We start from the raw sequence: 16,255 nt of genomic DNA on the forward strand, positions 1-16,255 counted from the left end.
ATTTACGATGGTTGAGATGCTTCTATCTGTAACAATTTGGCTTATGCTATGTGTGACCTTGCTTCCCCACTTAATGGTCATCATTGCGGAACGAAAAAATAATGATCTTTTGAATATGGGAAATCAACTATTAGCTGAAGAATTACAGGAGGAGTTTAATGGGGAAACCTCATCATTAAAACCGATTGCAAAGGGAGGGGTAACATACCAATTTACAAGATCATTAAATGAGGAGTTACAAAAATGGCAACTTTGTGTGACGTGGGAGGACAAGCTTGGAAAGTCGTATGAAAGATGTGGATATACAAATGGTAAGGAATGAGAAGGGGTTTACCTTTGTAGAGATGTTGGTGACTTTTTCAATTCTCATTGTGATACTTTCATTTATAACACCATTTCTCGGTGTCGTGTTTCGGGATAATAGTGACCAGTTTAATAAATTGGAATGGCAAATTTTAATTCAACAAATGAAGATGGAAATCCGCGAGGCAAAGGACATTACAATATCGAATAATGGTTCTGTTTTCTATACGAATGAGACAGGTGATTCTATAAGCTTTGAAAAATACAACGATAAAATAAGAAGAAGGGTAAATCTCAAAGGGCATGAGGTACTGCTTCAGCAAATTTCAGGTGTGCGTTTTGAACCAAGGCCAAATGGCTTTTTGATCTCGGTTCTAACTGTGGATGGGAAAACGTATCAAGCGATTATTTCAGCATATACAACAGTGGAGGTTCGTGAAGTATGAGGAAAAATGAACAAGGATTTATCCTCCCTGTTACAATTGCCGTTTCCTTTTTATTCTTTCTTATTTTTTCGTTTCAAGTAAACGCATATTTGACCGAAAGAGCTTTTTCAAAGGAAACAGAAGAATTATTTATTTTAGAGAATTTGATGCAACTTGGGGTTGAGGATGTTCAGGAGATATTACAATATGAGGTTGAGAGTGTTGACTCAACTAGAACTTTCAATTATCCAACTGGCACCATTGAATATACAATTACAGCCCAGACACTGACAACATCTCAAATTACACTTTCTTGTACGACGACCAGTCAACGAAAATACAAGGCACAATTTATCTACAACCATGAAACAAAAGAAATTGGTTCTTGGTTTGAATTACGTTAAGACAAACTAGAATGTTTTTGTTATAATTTTTAAAAAGCTTAGTGGACGTTGATTAGGAGTGCAAAAGAGATGAGAGCTATATATTTAACAGGGTTTATGGGAGCAGGAAAAACAACAATTGGACAAAAACTAGGACAAGCTTTGAACCTACCAGTAATTGATACCGATCACTATATTGAGGATAAAGTAGGTAAAAAGATTGCAACCATTTTTTCGGAGGATGGGGAGCAAACATTCCGAAATTATGAACGTCTGTATTTAAAGGAAATACCAGCAAATGATTTGGTGATCACAACTGGTGGTGGAATTGTGATCCAAGAGGAAAATCGTAACTGGATGAAGGATAATGGATATGTGATTTTCTTGTATTGTGATATCGGGAAGATTTTTGACCGAGTTCAAAATGATCCGACTCGCCCATTATTTGATGTGGAGAAAAAGGAAAATACAATCAAGTTGTATCAAGAGCGCATGCCGTTCTACAATGAAGCACATTATAAGATTGATACCACCGAAAAAAATTTAGATGAAGTCGTTGATGACATCCTTTCATGGTTACATCTGCATAAAGGTGGAAATAATAACACTGAAGCTTGAAGAAGGTAGGTGTTATATGTCTACAAACGATTATGTGAAATTTGTAACCCAGCAGTTTGTGAAGTTTATAGACCAGCCTAAGGAAGTTCGTAAGGCGACTAGGAAGCAGCGTAAAGAAGAATTGCCGCCACTATCGAATCGGTGGTTTGGCATCTTGCCAGTCGCTGTAACGCTTATGTTCAAAAAGAACAAAAAAGGAGAGAGCTGACAACGTTTGTTGTCGGCTCTCTTTTGATTTCTTACAGCTCCAGCTCCTAGCCCCTAGTCAGTTTTCATCATTGATTATGCTTCAGTGAGTATCTTGCGAAAAGCTTGCTTTGAGAAGCTCGAGGTCACAAACCAATCCGTCAAGAAGGTTAAATAACAACCTTCTAGCCAGCTCGTTTTGTGCTTGTCGGACTTACACAGGAAAAGGAGGGCTTCGAGAGCATTAGAATCGCACGAAGAAAATGCAAAGCATTTTCGAGGAAGTGCTGACATCGACGTTTGCCACAGGACGTGGCAGTAGTTAGTCGATGTTCCTCTATCAAGGCGCTTGCGCTTTTGTTTTAATACCAATAACCGCCGCCATACGGATAATATGGTGGACGATAATATGGATTTCCATACCCATATCCTCCACCGTAAAAGTAAGGATTTAAGAGTGTGCTACCAACAAGTCCGCCTACTAAGCCGCCTACAAACGGCCCACCCCAAAATGGTCGTCTCGGTCTTCCATACCCATATGGTGGTCTTCTATATGGTCCCATTTTAAAACCTCCTATTTTATGATTTCTCTTTTATATTTCACGGATTATTTGTTTTTACCGTGTGTGGGCTTGAATGTGCTCCTTATTCGTGCCTCATTAACATGGATATGTAACCATAAGCAAGAAGTAGTGGGCATTTGTCTACTTTATGAAAATTAATTTATTCACGCCTTCAACGTATCTCGTTTCTATTCACAGAGATATGTTAGTATGATAGAGTAATAGGTACTTAAATAAAATGAAGTTCAAAAAGTGCGCTGAATTAACATAGTGTTTTTCTTTAATTGATGTTCGGTAGCTTAAGAAATATTCGGGCATTACGCTTGTTTTATCTACTCAACAGCGCAAGGTCTCGGAGTTATTAACTCATGTACTGATACGATAGCTGTACCACCTTTTAATCCCGACGCACAGGGAGTGCTAACGTTGAAACGACATGAAGCTTTGGCGTTTTTATCTACGGGTCCTCTTTATCCTTCTTTTGAACGTTCATTTAAATGTAGGAGTGACAGGTATAAAATGACTACAACAGAAAAGAAAAAAATTGTTGATCAATTAAATCGACCTCTACGTGATTTGCGCATTTCTGTCACAGATCAATGTAATTTCCGATGCTCATATTGTATGCCTAAAGAAATTTTCGGGGATGATTACCAATTCTTGAAACAAGATGAATTATTATCCTATTCTGAAATCGAAACTTTAACGAGAAGTTTTGTCAAACTAGGTGTGAAAAAGATACGGATAACAGGCGGTGAGCCGTTAGTCAGAAAAAATGTACATGAGCTTGTGGAGCGTTTAACTCATATAGAAGGTATTGAAGATATAGCCCTTACGACAAACGGGATCTTTTTACCGAAGTATGCAAAACAATTAAAAGAAGCGGGACTACAACGTGTCAATGTAAGTCTTGATGCAATAGACAATGATATTTTTAAAGGAATGAATGGTCGCTCTGTGGGCATAAAACCAGTATTAGCGGGAATAGAAGCCGCACAAGAAGCAGGTCTTCATGTGAAAATGAACATGGTCGTTCGAAAAGGAGTCAATGATTCACAGATTCTTCCAATGTCAAGATTCTTTAAAGAAAAAGGGATACCCCTTCGTTTTATCGAGTTCATGGATGTCGGTACGACAAATGGCTGGAACTTTGACGAGGTTGTTTCTAAAAAAGAAATACACGATCTTATTAACAATGAGATGCCATTGGAGCCTGTTGATGCCGATTATTTCGGTGAAGTGGCAAAACGATATCGTTACGTTGGAACTGACGTGGAAATCGGCTTCATTTCATCGGTAACGGAATCCTTCTGTTCAAGCTGTACGAGGGCAAGAATTTCAGCAAATGGTCAGCTTTATACATGCTTATTTGCCTCAGAAGGTCATGACCTAAGAAGATTAATTCGTTCAGGTGCAACAGAAAGTGAGATCGATGAATCACTTTCGGCAATTTGGCGAGCAAGAAGAGATCGATACTCAGATGAACGAACTGAAGAAACCGCCAAAAAACGTAAGAAAATTGAAATGTCTTATATTGGTGGATAGGTAGAAAAGCGCAACCTATTACTTAAGAAATGATTGGTATGTGACCTTGAGACGATTTGCTTGGGGTAGATAGAAAAAGAGGTGCATTTTGCACCTCTTTCTGCGTAGAATTATGCAGTTGAACTTTCTGTTCTTCCAGATCGTACTAACCAGCGGTGAATAGGTATCTCCACTAATGTAATGACAAGAGCAGTTAAGATAGCACCCCAAAGGTTAATTCTTGCTCCGTCATAAAATAAGGTAAGAACATATACAACGATGGCTGCTGTAATAAAATCAGCAATATCTGTCATCACCGTTGTATTTCTTCTAAGCATCATTTTCTCTATTAAGTGACCAATAATGGCTAAGGCTACCCCAATCCCTATTGGTTGATACCATGCAACAAGATCAAAACTATCAAAGAGACCAGAACAAAGTGCAACAACTATAGGTAATACAATAATTTTTAAAATCAAATTCGTCATTTCTTACACACCTCCTTTAAGTCTATTTTTCACATAAAAAGATAAGATTATGTAACGATCCTATTGGTCTGTTTCTACAACAGTAATATTTTTTACCCTTTCTGTATCTGGTTCAAAGGTGATATTTACAAAAACACCGAACTCTCGATTATCCTGTTTCAACCACAACTTAAAACGTTCAACAGACATGCCGTTTTTCTGTTGTTTCCCAACATGTAAATAATCAATAATATCCGCGGCAGGATATCTCTTTTTTGTTTCCTCCATCGCAAGTTTTCCCCATTTGGCGTATTCGGGAACAGGTTTCTTTTGCTCTGATGCAGCAACTGATGAGTCATTCACAAAGGTGACGGTCGGAGAAAGTAATAAACCTAAGCAACATCCAATCAATAGTTTTCGTAACACATACAGCACCTCTCTTTTACGTTAGAAATTCCCAACGATCGGAAAAATTATGCAGTAATGGTAGGTTTCTATGGTAACATGAGAGGAAAAGGGGAAATACTGATGAAACGTATGATAAAAAAATGGTTAGGGATACTCGTTTTGTTAACTTTGATTGGATGTAGTTCTGAAAGTACAACAGGTCAAAAAGTTGATGGAGTTCTAAAACCAGTCAAGCAAAATGAAAGAAATGCACAACTGATTGGCTCACTCGGTTTCGATCAGCTTTTCATGTATGATCTTGATATAAAAAACAAAGACATGAAAATGATTTACTTTTGGATTGAGCACTACAAAAATGGTGAAAAACAAGAAGATCTCATTAATGGTGCTACTGCTACGAATGAAGAAATGTCTTTGGCTGTTTCGAAACTTAATTTCAAATTAGAGGATGAAACAACATATACACGATGGACTTATTCAGTTGCTGACGGTGTTGCACTTTCGTCAATGGAATCCCTACCAATGGAGGTAGTAGATCCTGAAAAATTGGGAATGGCTTCAACCTGGATGGACGATGAGTTTAAGATTAAAGCGGAGAAGCCAATCAATTTAGCTGTAATCGCAAGATATGATGGAAATAGTGTAGGAATTGGTCTTGATGAAGAAATTATCCAGAGAGCCATACAATCAAGTGACGAAGTGTATGTGGTAAAGGTGAAAGTAAGTAAAAATGAAGAATTTGCTGAGTAAGCAATCCATTATGGGTTGCTTATTGTTTGTTGTATGAATTGTCTTCCTAGCGCACATATTATCATTATGAGAAATGATGTTTGTAGGAGGAAAATCATGCAGAAACGCCTTTTTTTTATAGCCATTATTCTATTAAGCACTGCCTTCCTCGTTAGCTGTAAGGGAGACGATAAGGCAAAAGAAAACGAGAAAAAAGAAGATCCAAAAGCAACCAAAATTCAAGAAGCAGACGAACAAATCTTCAATCTAGGCTCATTAGGCTTTACAACAGAAGACCTCGTAAAAAACTGGAATGAAGCCCAAGCAGAAATGAAGGACTCAGATCCTATTGAACAGCTAAATGTAAGAAACGGTGAATTTAAACATGATATCAATGATGGAATGATCCTCGAAGGTATCGTCAATGAAACAACCAATGAGGTCGTACGATTATCCATTGTGAAAAAAGACGTGGAATCAGACAATCTCTACTCAACCTTAGACAAATATGAAGACACAATCGCTGCCTTCTTCTTATTGGTAGCCGTAACAAACACAGAGGAAGCGGTCAAGGAAGAAGACATCGGTGTAACCACATATAAACTTGGTCTCCTTCGAGATAAAGATAAAACAATTAATGGAACGGCAACGCTTAACAATATCACCTATAAAGCACAGGAAAATGAGCGGGGGTTAGTATTGTCGGCGGTGGAGAAGAGGGATTAACGAGAAAAGCGACCCAATTTTTATGGGTCGCTTTTCAACCATGTACATTGCTTGCCTTGTAAAAAAGCTTCTATTTCTTGAAGGGTAATTCCAATAGTTTTTGCCTCTATCAGTAGTTGAACCCATTCCTGGTCTAACGGTTTTTGAAACGAAGTGAGTATCATTTCTTGCCTCCATTATGAAAAGTTGAAATATCTTCTGAATCCTCTTGTTCGTTCTTCCAGTTACGAAACTGAATAAACTGTTGAAACTCTCGAAAATCCTCCTTACTTAACCCATTATCAATTGCCTTTTGTAAAAGAGAAGTCCATTCTCCGTCCAATACATCATGATTGTGATTCGGATCTTCCCCTAACAAGTATTCAATACTTGTATCAAGTGTAGCCGCAATCTTTGATAGGAACTTAAGAGAAGGATTCTTCTGTACATCTCGCTCGATATAACTTAAATACGACTTTGAAACACCAGCACGCCTTGACAACTCAGTAATAGAAAGATTTCGCTGCTTACGCAACTCCTTAATCCTAGATCCAATCATCTTCTTTCTCCTTATAAAAAGTACTAGCAACATGTTCATTATAAGGAACATAGTGTTCTTTATAAAATTACAAAATAGTAAGAAAAAAAGAGGTATACCGAGAAAACGAACGATAATTGTTCTTTATTAAGAAAAAACGGCTATTTTTGGGATTTTTCAAAATTAGTTCTTATGGATTATACTCAGACTATCAAGTTCGTTACTGAGAACGAGAACGAACGGAATAGGGAATCTAAAAGGAAGATTAGGAATATGAAAAATAAATATTCCTACTTCGTTCTTAATAAAAAACAAATTATTATATTCATTTAAAACGAACGATCGGAGGGGGTCTCTATTAGACGGACTAGAGCTAGAAAGTATAGGAAAAAAAATTTCAAAATAAGTTTTGCCTTGAAATCTTTTTCAATCGCATATTTGTGTTTACTTATTTCAACATTTACGACTAATGATACAAATGCATTTTTGAATGATAATACAAATTCACAAGCGCAATTTAAGGCACAGTGGGAGGAAAAACAAGAACCTTCTAAACATGGGGATTGGGATAAAAGTTCCCTCAGGTTTGTTGGCCAAGGAGGTTCATGTAGTGAGATATTCGCTACGATAAAAAATGGAAAGAATACTATGAAGGAAAAAATAATGTATGAAGTATTTTATACAGAAAAGGGTAGTCCTAAGAAAGGAAAAATTGTATTTGAAGGAAACTCAGCTCCATTAACTGCTGGTGAGGAGGTCAAAATAACTTTCATACCTGAGAATGCTGGTGTTTACATGTTTAAGGGGTATCAACATGTAGATCATCCTGGTAATGGGGAATTTTGGAGTAAAGAAATACAAGTAAATTGTGAAATAACATCTGAACCGAATGAAAAGACGCCTTCAACTCAAACTGAAAAGAATCAAGAAACCACAGCACCTAATAATGAAAACGAAGTGCAGGAAGAAACCACATCTTTACCTGGAAACCAAACAGAGGTAGAGAAAACAGAAGATAAAGAGACTACTGAAAGTGATGAAGGTTCGACGAATACAGAAAGTAATGAGGCAAATGCAGTAAAAGTTAATTCAAATCAGAAAGATAATAATTCAAGTGCGAATGATGGTCAAAATTAATAGAAGATGGTGAGTAAAAATGAAAGCAGGAACTTTAAAAAAGTGGATAAATAATATTGTTTCAATTTTATTAATTGCAGTAATTCTGTTGATGGTATTTTTTCTAGTATCATCCAAGTTTTCAGGAGGGACACCAAAGGTTTTTGGTAAGGAATTGTTAACAGTCTTATCGGGTTCAATGGAGCCATCAATTAAAACTGGTTCAATAATCGCAATTACACCGACAGAGGATCCAACGAAATATAAAGAAGGCGATATTTTAACCTATAGATCCCTTGATGATCCAAATGTTTTTATAACTCACAGAGTATTGGAAGTTCAAGAAATAGATTCATCCATTTACTATATTACAAAAGGGGATAACAATGATGCAAAAGATACATCTCCAATCCCTGCAAATAATGTTGTAGGCGAATATGCAGACTTTACCATGCCTTTTGTAGGATACATTTTAGACTTTGTAAAATCAAAAATCGGTACAGTATTAGTCATTATCGTTCCAGGAGTTCTATTAATTGGATATGCAGTGGTCTCTGTTTGGAGAGCGATAGCAGGTATGGAAGATTCTGAAACCAAATCAGCGGAACAAACTAAGATTTGAACATTCTCATAACGAGAATTCAAATATATATTTTTACCACCTCTACATAACGAGGCAAATTAAAGGAGGAAGAAGAATGAGTATCAAAAAGAAAATTGGTGGAGCAGTAATTGCAACAGCACTAGGGGCAGCACTTATTGGTGGTGGATCCTATGCATTGTTCACGGCAGAAGCAGTTAACGAAGGAAACACATTTGCTACAGGTGGGGTTACAATTGATGACGTTAATTCAACATTTTCAGCTATTCAACATATTTCAAATCTAGCTCCAGGAGATAAAGGTACTTGGGAAGTTACCATTAAAAATACAGATTCATTAGCAGCTTGGGTACAAGTATCAGGTTATGATACAAATGGAGATTTATTTGATGGAGATAATCCTGTTAAAGTTGAAGAAAATAACCAAATATTAAAAATCGAACCTGGTCAAGAGAAGACGTTTAATTTTTCTTTTGAATTCCCAGAAGCTGCAGGTAATGAATATCAAGGTAAAATCGGTGATTTAACAATTAACTTCCAAGCAGTTCAAGTAAAAAATAATGATGCCGGAACTGAACCAATCAGCTGGAATTAATAGTACATCCTGGTCTTAATTTTCAATAGTTCTTTTTAAAAAAATATCTGGAGGTAGGAATAAATGCTAAGTAAGAAAAAAATGGCTACTATTGCAGCTACAGGGATGGTTACAGTTGGTTTATTAGTAGGTGGAGCATCATTTGCATTATTCACAGATACAGAAGCGAATAGTGGTAATAATTTTAAGGCAGGTACATTAACACTGGATTCACATAGGCATGATGTCCCAATTACTGGTCCAATGTTTTATGTAAATAGCGATGATGCAGGTCGAATGGGTACAGGGCTATGGGCACCTCTTGATTCACATTCGAGATCTATGTTTATAAAAAATACAGGCTCTTTAGATGGTGAGTTAACAAGAATATTTGCTTCATCAGCTTCAGGTGATGAAGCTGCAATGTTTGCAGAACAAGCATTAGTTTCTGTTATGGTATATGAAACGGGTGGAGTAGCATTAGATGAAAATGCACATATGGCTTTAAATAAGGCAGCCAGTGACTATTTTAATAGGGAAATAAATGCAACTGGTTTTGGATCCGATTTTCGAAAGGAACTTGCAAGGGGAATACAATATGCGGAAGCCTTTATAAGACAAGTTGCACTTGATTTTAAATATAGTGTCAATGTAGACGGAACTCCTGTGAATGTATCGGTTACCGATGTTTATGTTGGTAGTTTAAAAGATATGTATTCAAGTGCTGGAGTTGGACCAACTAAAATCGTTTTACCGGCTGGTCAAGCATTAGAATTAGGCTTCACAGTAACGCTCTTAGACGATAAAAATCAAACATTTGATAATAATGACATTAAAGATATTTCACCAGTATATGAATTTAAAACTGTATTCTCACAAGAACAATAACTAATTTTATACTTTAAGGGTAGACCGCAATCACAGCGGTCTATTCTTAAATTACACCTCATAACAAAAGAAGGTGCATTAATGAAATATATTAAACTTTATGTTTTTGGAATTCTCTGTATTGGATTATTATCAGCAATTTATTTACCAATCTATCAAACAAGTGCTATGCCAACCTCAGATGTAATAGCACTGTCTACAAATCCAGCCAAAAGCTTTATTACTTTCAACAATATGGCACCAGGAGATAAAGTTTCAAAAAGCATACAAGTTTTGAATGATGGCAATGTTGACTTTAATTATTCACTTAGTGCAATTAAAGAAGTTGGAGATCAGATTTTATTTGATAAACTATCAATTAAGGTTTCTGAAAAGAATATAGATATCTATGAGGGTAGATTAAAAAATCTAGGTAAACTTGATTTAGGTGAGCTCTTAAGTCATAGGAAGGATGAACTGCTATTTACTGTTGAGATACCTAGTGAGGTAAGTAATGAGGTAAAAAGAAAATCTACTTCTGTTGCTTTTATTTTTGTTGCAAATGGATTAAGTGAATCAAAAGAAAGTACTAGCAACGAACTTCCTAAAACTGCAACTAGTTACTTTAACTATTTCCTTACTGGATTGAGTATCATTACTTTAGGTATTATATTCATTCTCTTCAAAAGAAGAATGAACAAGAAATATTAAATTCAAACCTTGGTTCAAAAAATCAAGGTTTTTCTTAGATATAAACCTTCTATATATGAAAAGCATTGAGCTTTATTTTTTATTTGGAGTGGAATCAACTATGAAACAGCTTTTCATATCACTTGCAATCTTAAATATATTGGACGCCATTGCCACTCATTTTGGTATTCTTGGCGGCCATATATCGGAAGCTAACCCGTTGATGCATAACATTTATGAAATACACCCATTTTTATTTTTATCAATTAAACTGATACTCTCATTATTATTAATTGCACTCATAATTATTCGATTTCCAGTAAACAAACTAATACGCTCAATATCCTATAGAGCCACTGCGTTATATACATATGTCTTTTTCCTCCATGGCTATTGGATTTCCCAAATTATCTAATATTGGAGGAATTCCAATGTAAAAAAAAACTGTCCAAAATGCTTTCAGCCATCTATTAGTAGCAGCAAGTTAGGTGTTTGGCTTTGCCCTATATGCAATAAGGATATCACTAGTATTAGAACAACCGAAGCGGAAAAACTCCAACCCATTTGTAACTATACAAATATAGCAAAATATAATAATGTTAAAGAAAATTCTTCGTTTTCAAAATATGTATAAATAGAGTCCTATTAGGAAGGAAAAATATGGTAATAAAGATAGTTGCAATTGTTGTGGCATGTTTGATTATACTTGTTGGTATAACACAGAAGGATATATTGCTACCATTTGTTGAAAAGAGTGGAATTACTTCAATAGTAGTAAGTATTCTATTAGTTTTTATTTGTGTATTCTTTCCGGTTATTCCATTTCCAGTATTAGCAAGCCTAGTTGCTGCTGCATTTGGGGTTTTATATGGAATATTAATATCTATAATAGGCGCTATGTTGGGGACAATAATTATGTTTTTATTGATTAGATATGGATTTAGGGAATCTGCTCAAAATAAACTTAAAAAATATCCTAAAGTAAAAGAGTATGAGGTTTTTTTTGAAAAAAACTCCTTTATTGCAATTTTACTTTCGAGGCTGATTCCGATTATCCCGTCTCCAGTGGTTAATATTGTTTGTGGACTAAGTATGGTTAACATTTTGATCTTTGTAACAGCCTCCACTTTAGGGGAATTACCAAATATTATTATTCTCTCAATTGCTGGCGCGAATCTAAGTAATAATAAATGGATGTCCGTTGCAATCTATGGTACATATTTTTTAGTAATTTTAATGATTAATACAATAATTGTATACAAAAGAATGTCTAAATCTGAAATAGAACCCAAAATTGAAATATAAAAAATGCTTCAGGCGCCATTGGCCGAAGCATTTTTTATTTATTATTCATTTTCCATTTATTAAATTCCAAGAATGATCGAAATTCTTCTTTGGAAACTCCTGATTTCATGGCCTCGCGCACGAGTTTGGTCCATTCAGAATCTAGTTCTACATTGTCAGGTTCTGATTGTTCGTGGAGTAATTCGTTAACAGTTACGCCTAGTACGGCAGATATTTTTTCAAGAAACTGGATAGAAGGGTTTGATTGGAGATTCCGTTCGATTGAGCTTAAGTATGATTTGGCAACTCCAGCACGATCTGCAAGTTCAGATAGTGAAAGTTGTTTTTGTAAGCGATATGTTTTTATACGTTGACCAATCATTGTTTCTCACCTTCCTTCTCTTACCATTATAACATATAATGAAGAAATGGTTTATAATAAGAACAAAAAATAAAAAGAACTCGGTGTCATCCGAGTTCACTGTCCTCCCCATGGTTTCAACCCACAGTATCTAAAGGATGTTTGATTTGTTTCGATTAAGTCTGTTATGCTGTTTTCGTTTGGAGGAAATTTTGAATATCTTGGACGCTTATTCCTAACTCCACTGCTTCTAAAATAAGGTCGATCCATTCTTGATCTAATTGCTCATTCCTGTTTTGTACATCATTTACCATTTCATTTCCTCCCAAAATACAATTAGTATTCCAGGCAACCCAGCCGTCATAGTTCAAATAACCAACCTTAGACCTGTGACTTTGCGTCCCTACTTTTCAGTAGGTTTGCCTTTGACTGTTCATACAGTGCTGAATATCCTAGTATGTAATCCATCTATGTATAGAACCTTAGTAGTACATTTAGAAGTATAAAGCATAAAATATCTGTTATTTGTAAAAAACTGTCGACGTCAAAATATTTAAAAAAGATACAAAATAACCAGTTCGATTTGGTGATTAATGACCGTTTTACAATGTTTATGTAGAATAAACTCGGATAACAGGAAAAAAGACCTATTATTTGTTAATTGAAAAATAAATACAGTTAACTTATATGATAATTGGTTGTTCCATTTTGTAAAATTACCATAAAAATGTAAGGGAATTGTCGAACGATTTCTTATAAAACACCCTCAAAAAAATGCAACCTACCCCCAAATATGAGGATAGGTCTAAATTACATCGTATTTTGACAAAGATAAAACAATCCACCATTGATAATCTCGACAATTACTTTCGGTTCGTATTGCTCTTTTAACGCTTCTTTTTCAATTTCATAACTCTCGGGTTTTTCATCGATTCCTTCATAAAAAGAATCTAACAGGTTTAAATCTTCGTTCCAACGTTGTCTCGCTTCCTCAGCCCAGGTGTGATCTTGTGTTTCCACAAAGCCTCTTACATATTGCTGGAGGCGATTGATTCCACTTTGTGGTTTTACAAGTGGTGCAATTGTATACGTAAGATCAGGAATTTTCGGAGTGAGAGGCAACTTCTCAAGCTTTTCTTGAAAGTCCTCGACAATCATTCCATTGATGAGTTGCAAACCAAGTGACATTAACACATCTCGTTTACGGTCACATTTGTACGATATTTTTACATTTAACCCAAGCCATGGATAAAGAGGGGTGTTGCCCAGTGCACCAGTTGGTCTTTGTTGATATAACCGTATATAGCTTGCAAGTTTTTTGGTCGATTCAAAAATTTGATGCAAGCGGGGTGCCCCAAAATGAATGAAGTCACCTTTTACATTGTCAGGTGTTTCATCCCGATCCGTAATTAATGTAAGTTTCATTGGATTCGGTGTTCCACCTGTTTTTTCCACAAACGTCCAATAGAAGGGACGATTCATCAGTAGTTTATCTAAATCAACCGTTAATTGAACTGTCATGTATCCTGGTTGTCGTTCGAGAATTTCACAATGGTTAGATACAAAATATTTTTCAAGAAAATTAACGATTTCCTGTTGCTGCATGTTGTTCACCGCCGTTTCCTTCTTCAAAACTTAAAATAGAAGTTAAATTCTCCATCTTAATTTTCATTTCACCTTCGCTCCGTGAACGAAGCATAATGTCCTGGATGTGATCCTCGATATTTCCAAGGTCAAGTCTTGTTAAGATATCATCAAGTTGGCCAATGACACGTTCGAACAGGTTGATTTTTTCATATAACAATTTCAGGATATGTTCTTCCACTGTATTCTTCGTCGCAAAGTTATAAATGTGAACATCTTTTTCTTGACCAAGACGATGTATGCGCCCGATTCGTTGCTCTAGCCTCATTGGATTCCAAGGGAGGTCATAATTGATAATATGATTACAGAATTGGAGGTTAATTCCTTCGCCGCCGGCTTCAGTAGCAATAAGTACTTGGAATTTCCCTTTAAACAATTCCCTCATCCAATCCTTTTTCCCGCGTTTGAATCCACCTCTAAATGGAACAGACGAAATTCCATTTTGCTGGAGGAACCATTGTAAGTACATTTGAGTCGCTCGATATTCGGTAAAAATAATCACTTTATCATCAATTTGTTTGATGAGTTCAACGGCTTTTTCCGCTTTCGAATTTTGAGTGACTTGTTCCACCTTTTTCATCAGTTCCATTACCATATCCTCAGGTACTGCGGCACAGCCATCTTCATTCTTTTTCTCAAGCATCTTTTTTAACGTAAAATAGACAGCCTCGCGACTACTACATGCTTCTCTTTGCAAGGTTAAAATCGAGAACATACTAGAGGCAAAACCTGAAAGGTTTGACCGATAGGCAGAGATGGAATCATATAATTCTTGCTCCGTTTCTGAAAACTCAATGGGTACTGTTTCCACTTTCCGTTTCGTCCACTCGATGCCCGTATCGTCGCGTCGGTTTCGAATCATCACCTTATTAACTAATTCTTTCAAATGCTCATGATCTTCAATAGACCGACTCTTCTTTCCAAAAGATTCCTCAAACTCTTCTTGATTTCCTAAATGACCAGGCTTTAAGAGAGACACAAGATTAAAAATCTCTTCAATTCGGTTTTGAATTGGAGTTGCGGTTAAGAGTAAACAAAATTTCTTTTTTAAGTTTTGAACAAATTCATAGTTTTTTGTTTTGTTGTTTTTAAGCTTGTGTGCCTCATCAATTATGACCAGATCATAGTCCTGCTCATACACAATCTCGCGATGAGGGCTTCTTTTGGCTGTATCAATTGAGGAAACAATCACATCATATTGCTCCCACATATAACTCTTTTTCTGCTGAACTGCTGGAATATAAAATTTTTGATTTAATTCCGCTGCCCATTGTGAAACAAGGGAGGCAGGTACAAGGATTAAAACCTTTTTTACGAGTCCACGAATCATATATTCTTTTAAAATGAGACCAGCTTCAATTGTTTTACCTAACCCAACCTCATCAGCTAAGATGGCTTTTCCGTTCATCTTTTCAACAACTTGCTTTGCAACCTCAAGTTGATGTGGAAGTGGTGTTAACTGTGGTAAATGTTTTGGAGCCTGAAGGCCTTCGAACTCAGGTATTGACTGGTGTTTTTCAACTTCATAGGCAAGTTTATATAACTCCCAGTTTGCCCAAGGACCGTCTTCGTCAATTCTTTGCAAAAAGTCACCTTGCCACGACCGATCAAATTCAAAATCGACATTCATATACATACAGTCCTTTCGTTATGAGTGATAAATATATAGAAGAAACTCAGTTTTGACAAAAACCGAACATTTTTTCAGAAAAATATATTAATGTTAAGAAAATAAAATGTTGCCCAAAATGCAATATGATGGTAGGATGAAGTTAGTAAGAAAACGCTTCTTCCTGCTTGGGAGAAGGGTTTCTTGAAACATTATTTTGATATAAAATAAGTTTTTTGGACTGGACTTGTTAATTTTTCCATAGTCGTTTCGTTAGTATTACCAAAAAAATGAATAATATGAAGACAGCGAATGATAACAAGGGGAGAGACTACATTTTTGTAGCGCCGAAGGAGCAAGCAAGAAAATTGTGAATCTCTCAGGCAAAAAGACTCTTGTTGGACGCAACTCTGGAGAGAGCCAATTAATTAGAAAGTAACTGCGATATGTTGCTATCTTTCTGATGGCCACCAACGGGGCAAACCTAAAAAGATAGTGTTTAAAAAGAAGGACAAAAAGAGCCGAGAAGTTCGAGGCAGCGAAGTTTCAAGGAGCGAAGTGTATGCAATTAATACACGAGCACTACAGAAGCAAGCCAACAGCTTTTTTCCTGGACTTTTTAAAACGTCATCTTAGGTAAACTTTCAGGTGCAAGGACAG

Annotated in this window: 24 protein-coding genes and 2 riboswitches; of the genes, 15 read left to right on the forward strand and 9 right to left on the reverse strand. The window is 36.0% G+C overall.

Annotated elements, in window-relative coordinates:
* The first annotated feature begins 7 nt into the window (after window positions 1–7).
* From ACWPVE_RS15985 to ACWPVE_RS16005, 5 genes are all read left to right on the forward strand, one after another.
* Window positions 8–322: a hypothetical protein gene (locus ACWPVE_RS15985; RefSeq protein ID WP_453995013.1), complete on the forward strand. Its 315-nt coding sequence runs from the start codon at window positions 8–10 to the stop codon at window positions 320–322.
* Window positions 276–749 carry a competence type IV pilus minor pilin ComGF gene (gene comGF / locus ACWPVE_RS15990; RefSeq protein ID WP_453995015.1) on the forward strand — a complete coding sequence of 158 codons (474 nt, stop codon included), beginning with the start codon at window positions 276–278 and terminating at the stop codon, window positions 747–749. The genes ACWPVE_RS15985 and comGF overlap by 47 nt, the downstream gene beginning before the upstream one ends.
* On the forward strand, window positions 746–1,132 hold the full coding sequence (comGG, locus tag ACWPVE_RS15995) for a competence type IV pilus minor pilin ComGG (RefSeq protein ID WP_453995017.1): 387 nt from the start codon (window positions 746–748) through the stop codon (window positions 1,130–1,132). Before comGF ends, comGG begins: the two co-directional genes overlap by 4 nt.
* A gap of 69 nt (window positions 1,133–1,201) precedes the next feature.
* Window positions 1,202–1,729: a shikimate kinase gene (locus ACWPVE_RS16000; RefSeq protein WP_453995019.1), complete on the forward strand. Its 528-nt coding sequence runs from the start codon at window positions 1,202–1,204 to the stop codon at window positions 1,727–1,729.
* Window positions 1,730–1,745: 16 nt separating this feature from the next.
* Window positions 1,746–1,937, forward strand: coding sequence for a YqzE family protein (locus ACWPVE_RS16005; RefSeq protein ID WP_453995021.1), 192 nt, complete (start codon window positions 1,746–1,748; stop codon window positions 1,935–1,937).
* 340 nt (window positions 1,938–2,277) lie between these two features.
* On the opposite strand, the gene ACWPVE_RS16010 is transcribed toward ACWPVE_RS16005, so the two are convergent.
* A complete protein-coding gene (locus ACWPVE_RS16010) occupies window positions 2,278–2,478 on the reverse strand; it encodes a hypothetical protein (RefSeq protein WP_453995023.1) in 201 nt (66 codons plus the stop codon).
* Between the two features lie 519 nt (window positions 2,479–2,997).
* Here ACWPVE_RS16010 and moaA point away from each other — a divergent pair.
* A complete protein-coding gene (gene moaA / locus ACWPVE_RS16015) occupies window positions 2,998–4,023 on the forward strand; it encodes a GTP 3',8-cyclase MoaA (protein ID WP_453995025.1) in 1,026 nt (341 codons plus the stop codon).
* Window positions 4,024–4,133: 110 nt separating this feature from the next.
* On the opposite strand, the gene ACWPVE_RS16020 is transcribed toward moaA, so the two are convergent.
* Complete coding sequence (locus tag ACWPVE_RS16020) at window positions 4,134–4,490, reverse strand: DUF2512 family protein (protein ID WP_453995027.1); 357 nt, start codon at window positions 4,488–4,490, stop codon at window positions 4,134–4,136.
* A gap of 60 nt (window positions 4,491–4,550) precedes the next feature.
* On the reverse strand, window positions 4,551–4,895 hold the full coding sequence (locus tag ACWPVE_RS16025; protein WP_453995029.1) for a DUF3889 domain-containing protein: 345 nt from the start codon (window positions 4,893–4,895) through the stop codon (window positions 4,551–4,553).
* Window positions 4,896–4,997: 102 nt separating this feature from the next.
* Here ACWPVE_RS16025 and ACWPVE_RS16030 point away from each other — a divergent pair, with 102 nt between their 5' ends.
* Both ACWPVE_RS16030 and ACWPVE_RS16035 read left to right on the forward strand, forming a co-directional pair.
* Complete coding sequence (locus tag ACWPVE_RS16030; protein WP_453995031.1) at window positions 4,998–5,627, forward strand: hypothetical protein; 630 nt, start codon at window positions 4,998–5,000, stop codon at window positions 5,625–5,627.
* 96 nt (window positions 5,628–5,723) lie between these two features.
* Entirely contained in the window at window positions 5,724–6,332 is a 609-nt protein-coding gene (locus ACWPVE_RS16035; protein WP_453995033.1) for a hypothetical protein, read from the forward strand.
* 20 nt (window positions 6,333–6,352) lie between these two features.
* Here the strand turns inward: ACWPVE_RS16035 and ACWPVE_RS16040 are convergent, their stop codons facing one another.
* Together ACWPVE_RS16040 and ACWPVE_RS16045 are read right to left on the reverse strand one after the other, a co-directional pair.
* Window positions 6,353–6,496, reverse strand: a complete 144-nt coding sequence (locus ACWPVE_RS16040) for an anti-repressor SinI family protein (protein ID WP_453995035.1) — start codon at window positions 6,494–6,496, stop codon at window positions 6,353–6,355.
* Window positions 6,493–6,870: a helix-turn-helix domain-containing protein gene (locus ACWPVE_RS16045; protein WP_453995037.1), complete on the reverse strand. Its 378-nt coding sequence runs from the start codon at window positions 6,868–6,870 to the stop codon at window positions 6,493–6,495. Before ACWPVE_RS16045 ends, ACWPVE_RS16040 begins: the two co-directional genes overlap by 4 nt.
* 336 nt (window positions 6,871–7,206) lie before the next feature.
* Here ACWPVE_RS16045 and tapA point away from each other — a divergent pair, with 336 nt between their 5' ends.
* The 7 genes from tapA (at window position 7,207) to ACWPVE_RS16080 (ending at window position 12,002) form a co-directional block, all read left to right on the forward strand.
* The gene (gene tapA / locus ACWPVE_RS16050) at window positions 7,207–7,986 is read left to right on the forward strand and encodes an amyloid fiber anchoring/assembly protein TapA (protein ID WP_453997590.1); all 780 of its coding nucleotides are present in this window, start codon (window positions 7,207–7,209) and stop codon (window positions 7,984–7,986) included.
* Window positions 7,987–8,005: 19 nt separating this feature from the next.
* Window positions 8,006–8,587, forward strand: a complete 582-nt coding sequence (gene sipW / locus ACWPVE_RS16055; RefSeq protein WP_453995039.1) for a signal peptidase I SipW — start codon at window positions 8,006–8,008, stop codon at window positions 8,585–8,587.
* 76 nt (window positions 8,588–8,663) lie between these two features.
* Window positions 8,664–9,161 carry a TasA family protein gene (locus ACWPVE_RS16060; RefSeq protein WP_453995041.1) on the forward strand — a complete coding sequence of 166 codons (498 nt, stop codon included), beginning with the start codon at window positions 8,664–8,666 and terminating at the stop codon, window positions 9,159–9,161.
* A 63-nt stretch (window positions 9,162–9,224) separates the two neighbouring features.
* Window positions 9,225–10,028 (forward strand): TasA family protein, encoded by an 804-nt coding sequence (locus ACWPVE_RS16065; protein ID WP_453995043.1) that lies wholly within the window; start codon window positions 9,225–9,227, stop codon window positions 10,026–10,028.
* Between the two features lie 81 nt (window positions 10,029–10,109).
* Entirely contained in the window at window positions 10,110–10,718 is a 609-nt protein-coding gene (locus ACWPVE_RS16070) for an LPXTG cell wall anchor domain-containing protein (protein WP_453995045.1), read from the forward strand.
* A gap of 100 nt (window positions 10,719–10,818) precedes the next feature.
* Entirely contained in the window at window positions 10,819–11,112 is a 294-nt protein-coding gene (locus ACWPVE_RS16075; protein WP_453995047.1) for a DUF5658 family protein, read from the forward strand.
* 245 nt (window positions 11,113–11,357) lie between these two features.
* The gene (locus tag ACWPVE_RS16080) at window positions 11,358–12,002 is read left to right on the forward strand and encodes a TVP38/TMEM64 family protein (protein ID WP_453995049.1); all 645 of its coding nucleotides are present in this window, start codon (window positions 11,358–11,360) and stop codon (window positions 12,000–12,002) included.
* 34 nt (window positions 12,003–12,036) lie between these two features.
* Here ACWPVE_RS16080 and ACWPVE_RS16085 read toward each other — a convergent pair whose 3' ends face one another.
* The 4 genes from ACWPVE_RS16085 to ACWPVE_RS16100 all read right to left on the reverse strand — a co-directional run bounded on the left by ACWPVE_RS16085 (window position 12,037) and on the right by ACWPVE_RS16100 (window position 15,616).
* On the reverse strand, window positions 12,037–12,363 hold the full coding sequence (locus ACWPVE_RS16085; protein ID WP_453995051.1) for a helix-turn-helix domain-containing protein: 327 nt from the start codon (window positions 12,361–12,363) through the stop codon (window positions 12,037–12,039).
* Between the two features lie 164 nt (window positions 12,364–12,527).
* The gene (locus tag ACWPVE_RS16090) at window positions 12,528–12,656 is read right to left on the reverse strand and encodes an anti-repressor SinI family protein (protein WP_453995053.1); all 129 of its coding nucleotides are present in this window, start codon (window positions 12,654–12,656) and stop codon (window positions 12,528–12,530) included.
* Between the two features lie 30 nt (window positions 12,657–12,686).
* A riboswitch (cyclic di-GMP riboswitch) is annotated at window positions 12,687–12,776 on the reverse strand.
* A gap of 376 nt (window positions 12,777–13,152) precedes the next feature.
* Entirely contained in the window at window positions 13,153–13,947 is a 795-nt protein-coding gene (locus tag ACWPVE_RS16095; RefSeq protein ID WP_453997592.1) for a YqhG family protein, read from the reverse strand.
* Window positions 13,925–15,616: a DEAD/DEAH box helicase gene (locus tag ACWPVE_RS16100; protein WP_453995055.1), complete on the reverse strand. Its 1,692-nt coding sequence runs from the start codon at window positions 15,614–15,616 to the stop codon at window positions 13,925–13,927. Before ACWPVE_RS16100 ends, ACWPVE_RS16095 begins: the two co-directional genes overlap by 23 nt.
* A 291-nt stretch (window positions 15,617–15,907) precedes the next feature.
* A riboswitch (glycine riboswitch) is annotated at window positions 15,908–16,000 on the forward strand.
* Window positions 16,001–16,255 lie beyond the last annotated feature (255 nt).

The organism is Bacillus nitroreducens (genome assembly GCF_964021195.1).

Excerpts from the sequence above, each read along its gene's own strand:
- ACWPVE_RS15985 (WP_453995013.1), top strand. The coding sequence starts at position 8 with ATGGTTGAGATGCTTCTATCTGTAACAATTTGGCTTATGCTATGTGTG.
- comGG (WP_453995017.1), top strand. The coding sequence starts at position 746 with ATGAGGAAAAATGAACAAGGATTTATCCTCCCTGTTACAATTGCCGTT.
- ACWPVE_RS16000 (WP_453995019.1), top strand. The coding sequence starts at position 1,202 with ATGAGAGCTATATATTTAACAGGGTTTATGGGAGCAGGAAAAACAACA.
- ACWPVE_RS16005 (WP_453995021.1), top strand. The coding sequence starts at position 1,746 with ATGTCTACAAACGATTATGTGAAATTTGTAACCCAGCAGTTTGTGAAG.
- ACWPVE_RS16010 (WP_453995023.1), bottom strand. The coding sequence starts at position 2,478 with ATGGGACCATATAGAAGACCACCATATGGGTATGGAAGACCGAGACGA.
- moaA (WP_453995025.1), top strand. The coding sequence starts at position 2,998 with ATGACTACAACAGAAAAGAAAAAAATTGTTGATCAATTAAATCGACCT.
- ACWPVE_RS16020 (WP_453995027.1), bottom strand. The coding sequence starts at position 4,490 with ATGACGAATTTGATTTTAAAAATTATTGTATTACCTATAGTTGTTGCA.
- ACWPVE_RS16030 (WP_453995031.1), top strand. The coding sequence starts at position 4,998 with ATGAAACGTATGATAAAAAAATGGTTAGGGATACTCGTTTTGTTAACT.
- ACWPVE_RS16035 (WP_453995033.1), top strand. The coding sequence starts at position 5,724 with ATGCAGAAACGCCTTTTTTTTATAGCCATTATTCTATTAAGCACTGCC.
- ACWPVE_RS16040 (WP_453995035.1), bottom strand. The coding sequence starts at position 6,496 with ATGATACTCACTTCGTTTCAAAAACCGTTAGACCAGGAATGGGTTCAA.
- ACWPVE_RS16045 (WP_453995037.1), bottom strand. The coding sequence starts at position 6,870 with ATGATTGGATCTAGGATTAAGGAGTTGCGTAAGCAGCGAAATCTTTCT.
- sipW (WP_453995039.1), top strand. The coding sequence starts at position 8,006 with ATGAAAGCAGGAACTTTAAAAAAGTGGATAAATAATATTGTTTCAATT.
- ACWPVE_RS16060 (WP_453995041.1), top strand. The coding sequence starts at position 8,664 with ATGAGTATCAAAAAGAAAATTGGTGGAGCAGTAATTGCAACAGCACTA.
- ACWPVE_RS16065 (WP_453995043.1), top strand. The coding sequence starts at position 9,225 with ATGCTAAGTAAGAAAAAAATGGCTACTATTGCAGCTACAGGGATGGTT.
- ACWPVE_RS16070 (WP_453995045.1), top strand. The coding sequence starts at position 10,110 with ATGAAATATATTAAACTTTATGTTTTTGGAATTCTCTGTATTGGATTA.
- ACWPVE_RS16075 (WP_453995047.1), top strand. The coding sequence starts at position 10,819 with ATGAAACAGCTTTTCATATCACTTGCAATCTTAAATATATTGGACGCC.
- ACWPVE_RS16080 (WP_453995049.1), top strand. The coding sequence starts at position 11,358 with ATGGTAATAAAGATAGTTGCAATTGTTGTGGCATGTTTGATTATACTT.
- ACWPVE_RS16085 (WP_453995051.1), bottom strand. The coding sequence starts at position 12,363 with ATGATTGGTCAACGTATAAAAACATATCGCTTACAAAAACAACTTTCA.
- ACWPVE_RS16090 (WP_453995053.1), bottom strand. The coding sequence starts at position 12,656 with ATGGTAAATGATGTACAAAACAGGAATGAGCAATTAGATCAAGAATGG.
- ACWPVE_RS16095 (WP_453997592.1), bottom strand. The coding sequence starts at position 13,947 with ATGCAGCAACAGGAAATCGTTAATTTTCTTGAAAAATATTTTGTATCT.
- ACWPVE_RS16100 (WP_453995055.1), bottom strand. The coding sequence starts at position 15,616 with ATGAATGTCGATTTTGAATTTGATCGGTCGTGGCAAGGTGACTTTTTG.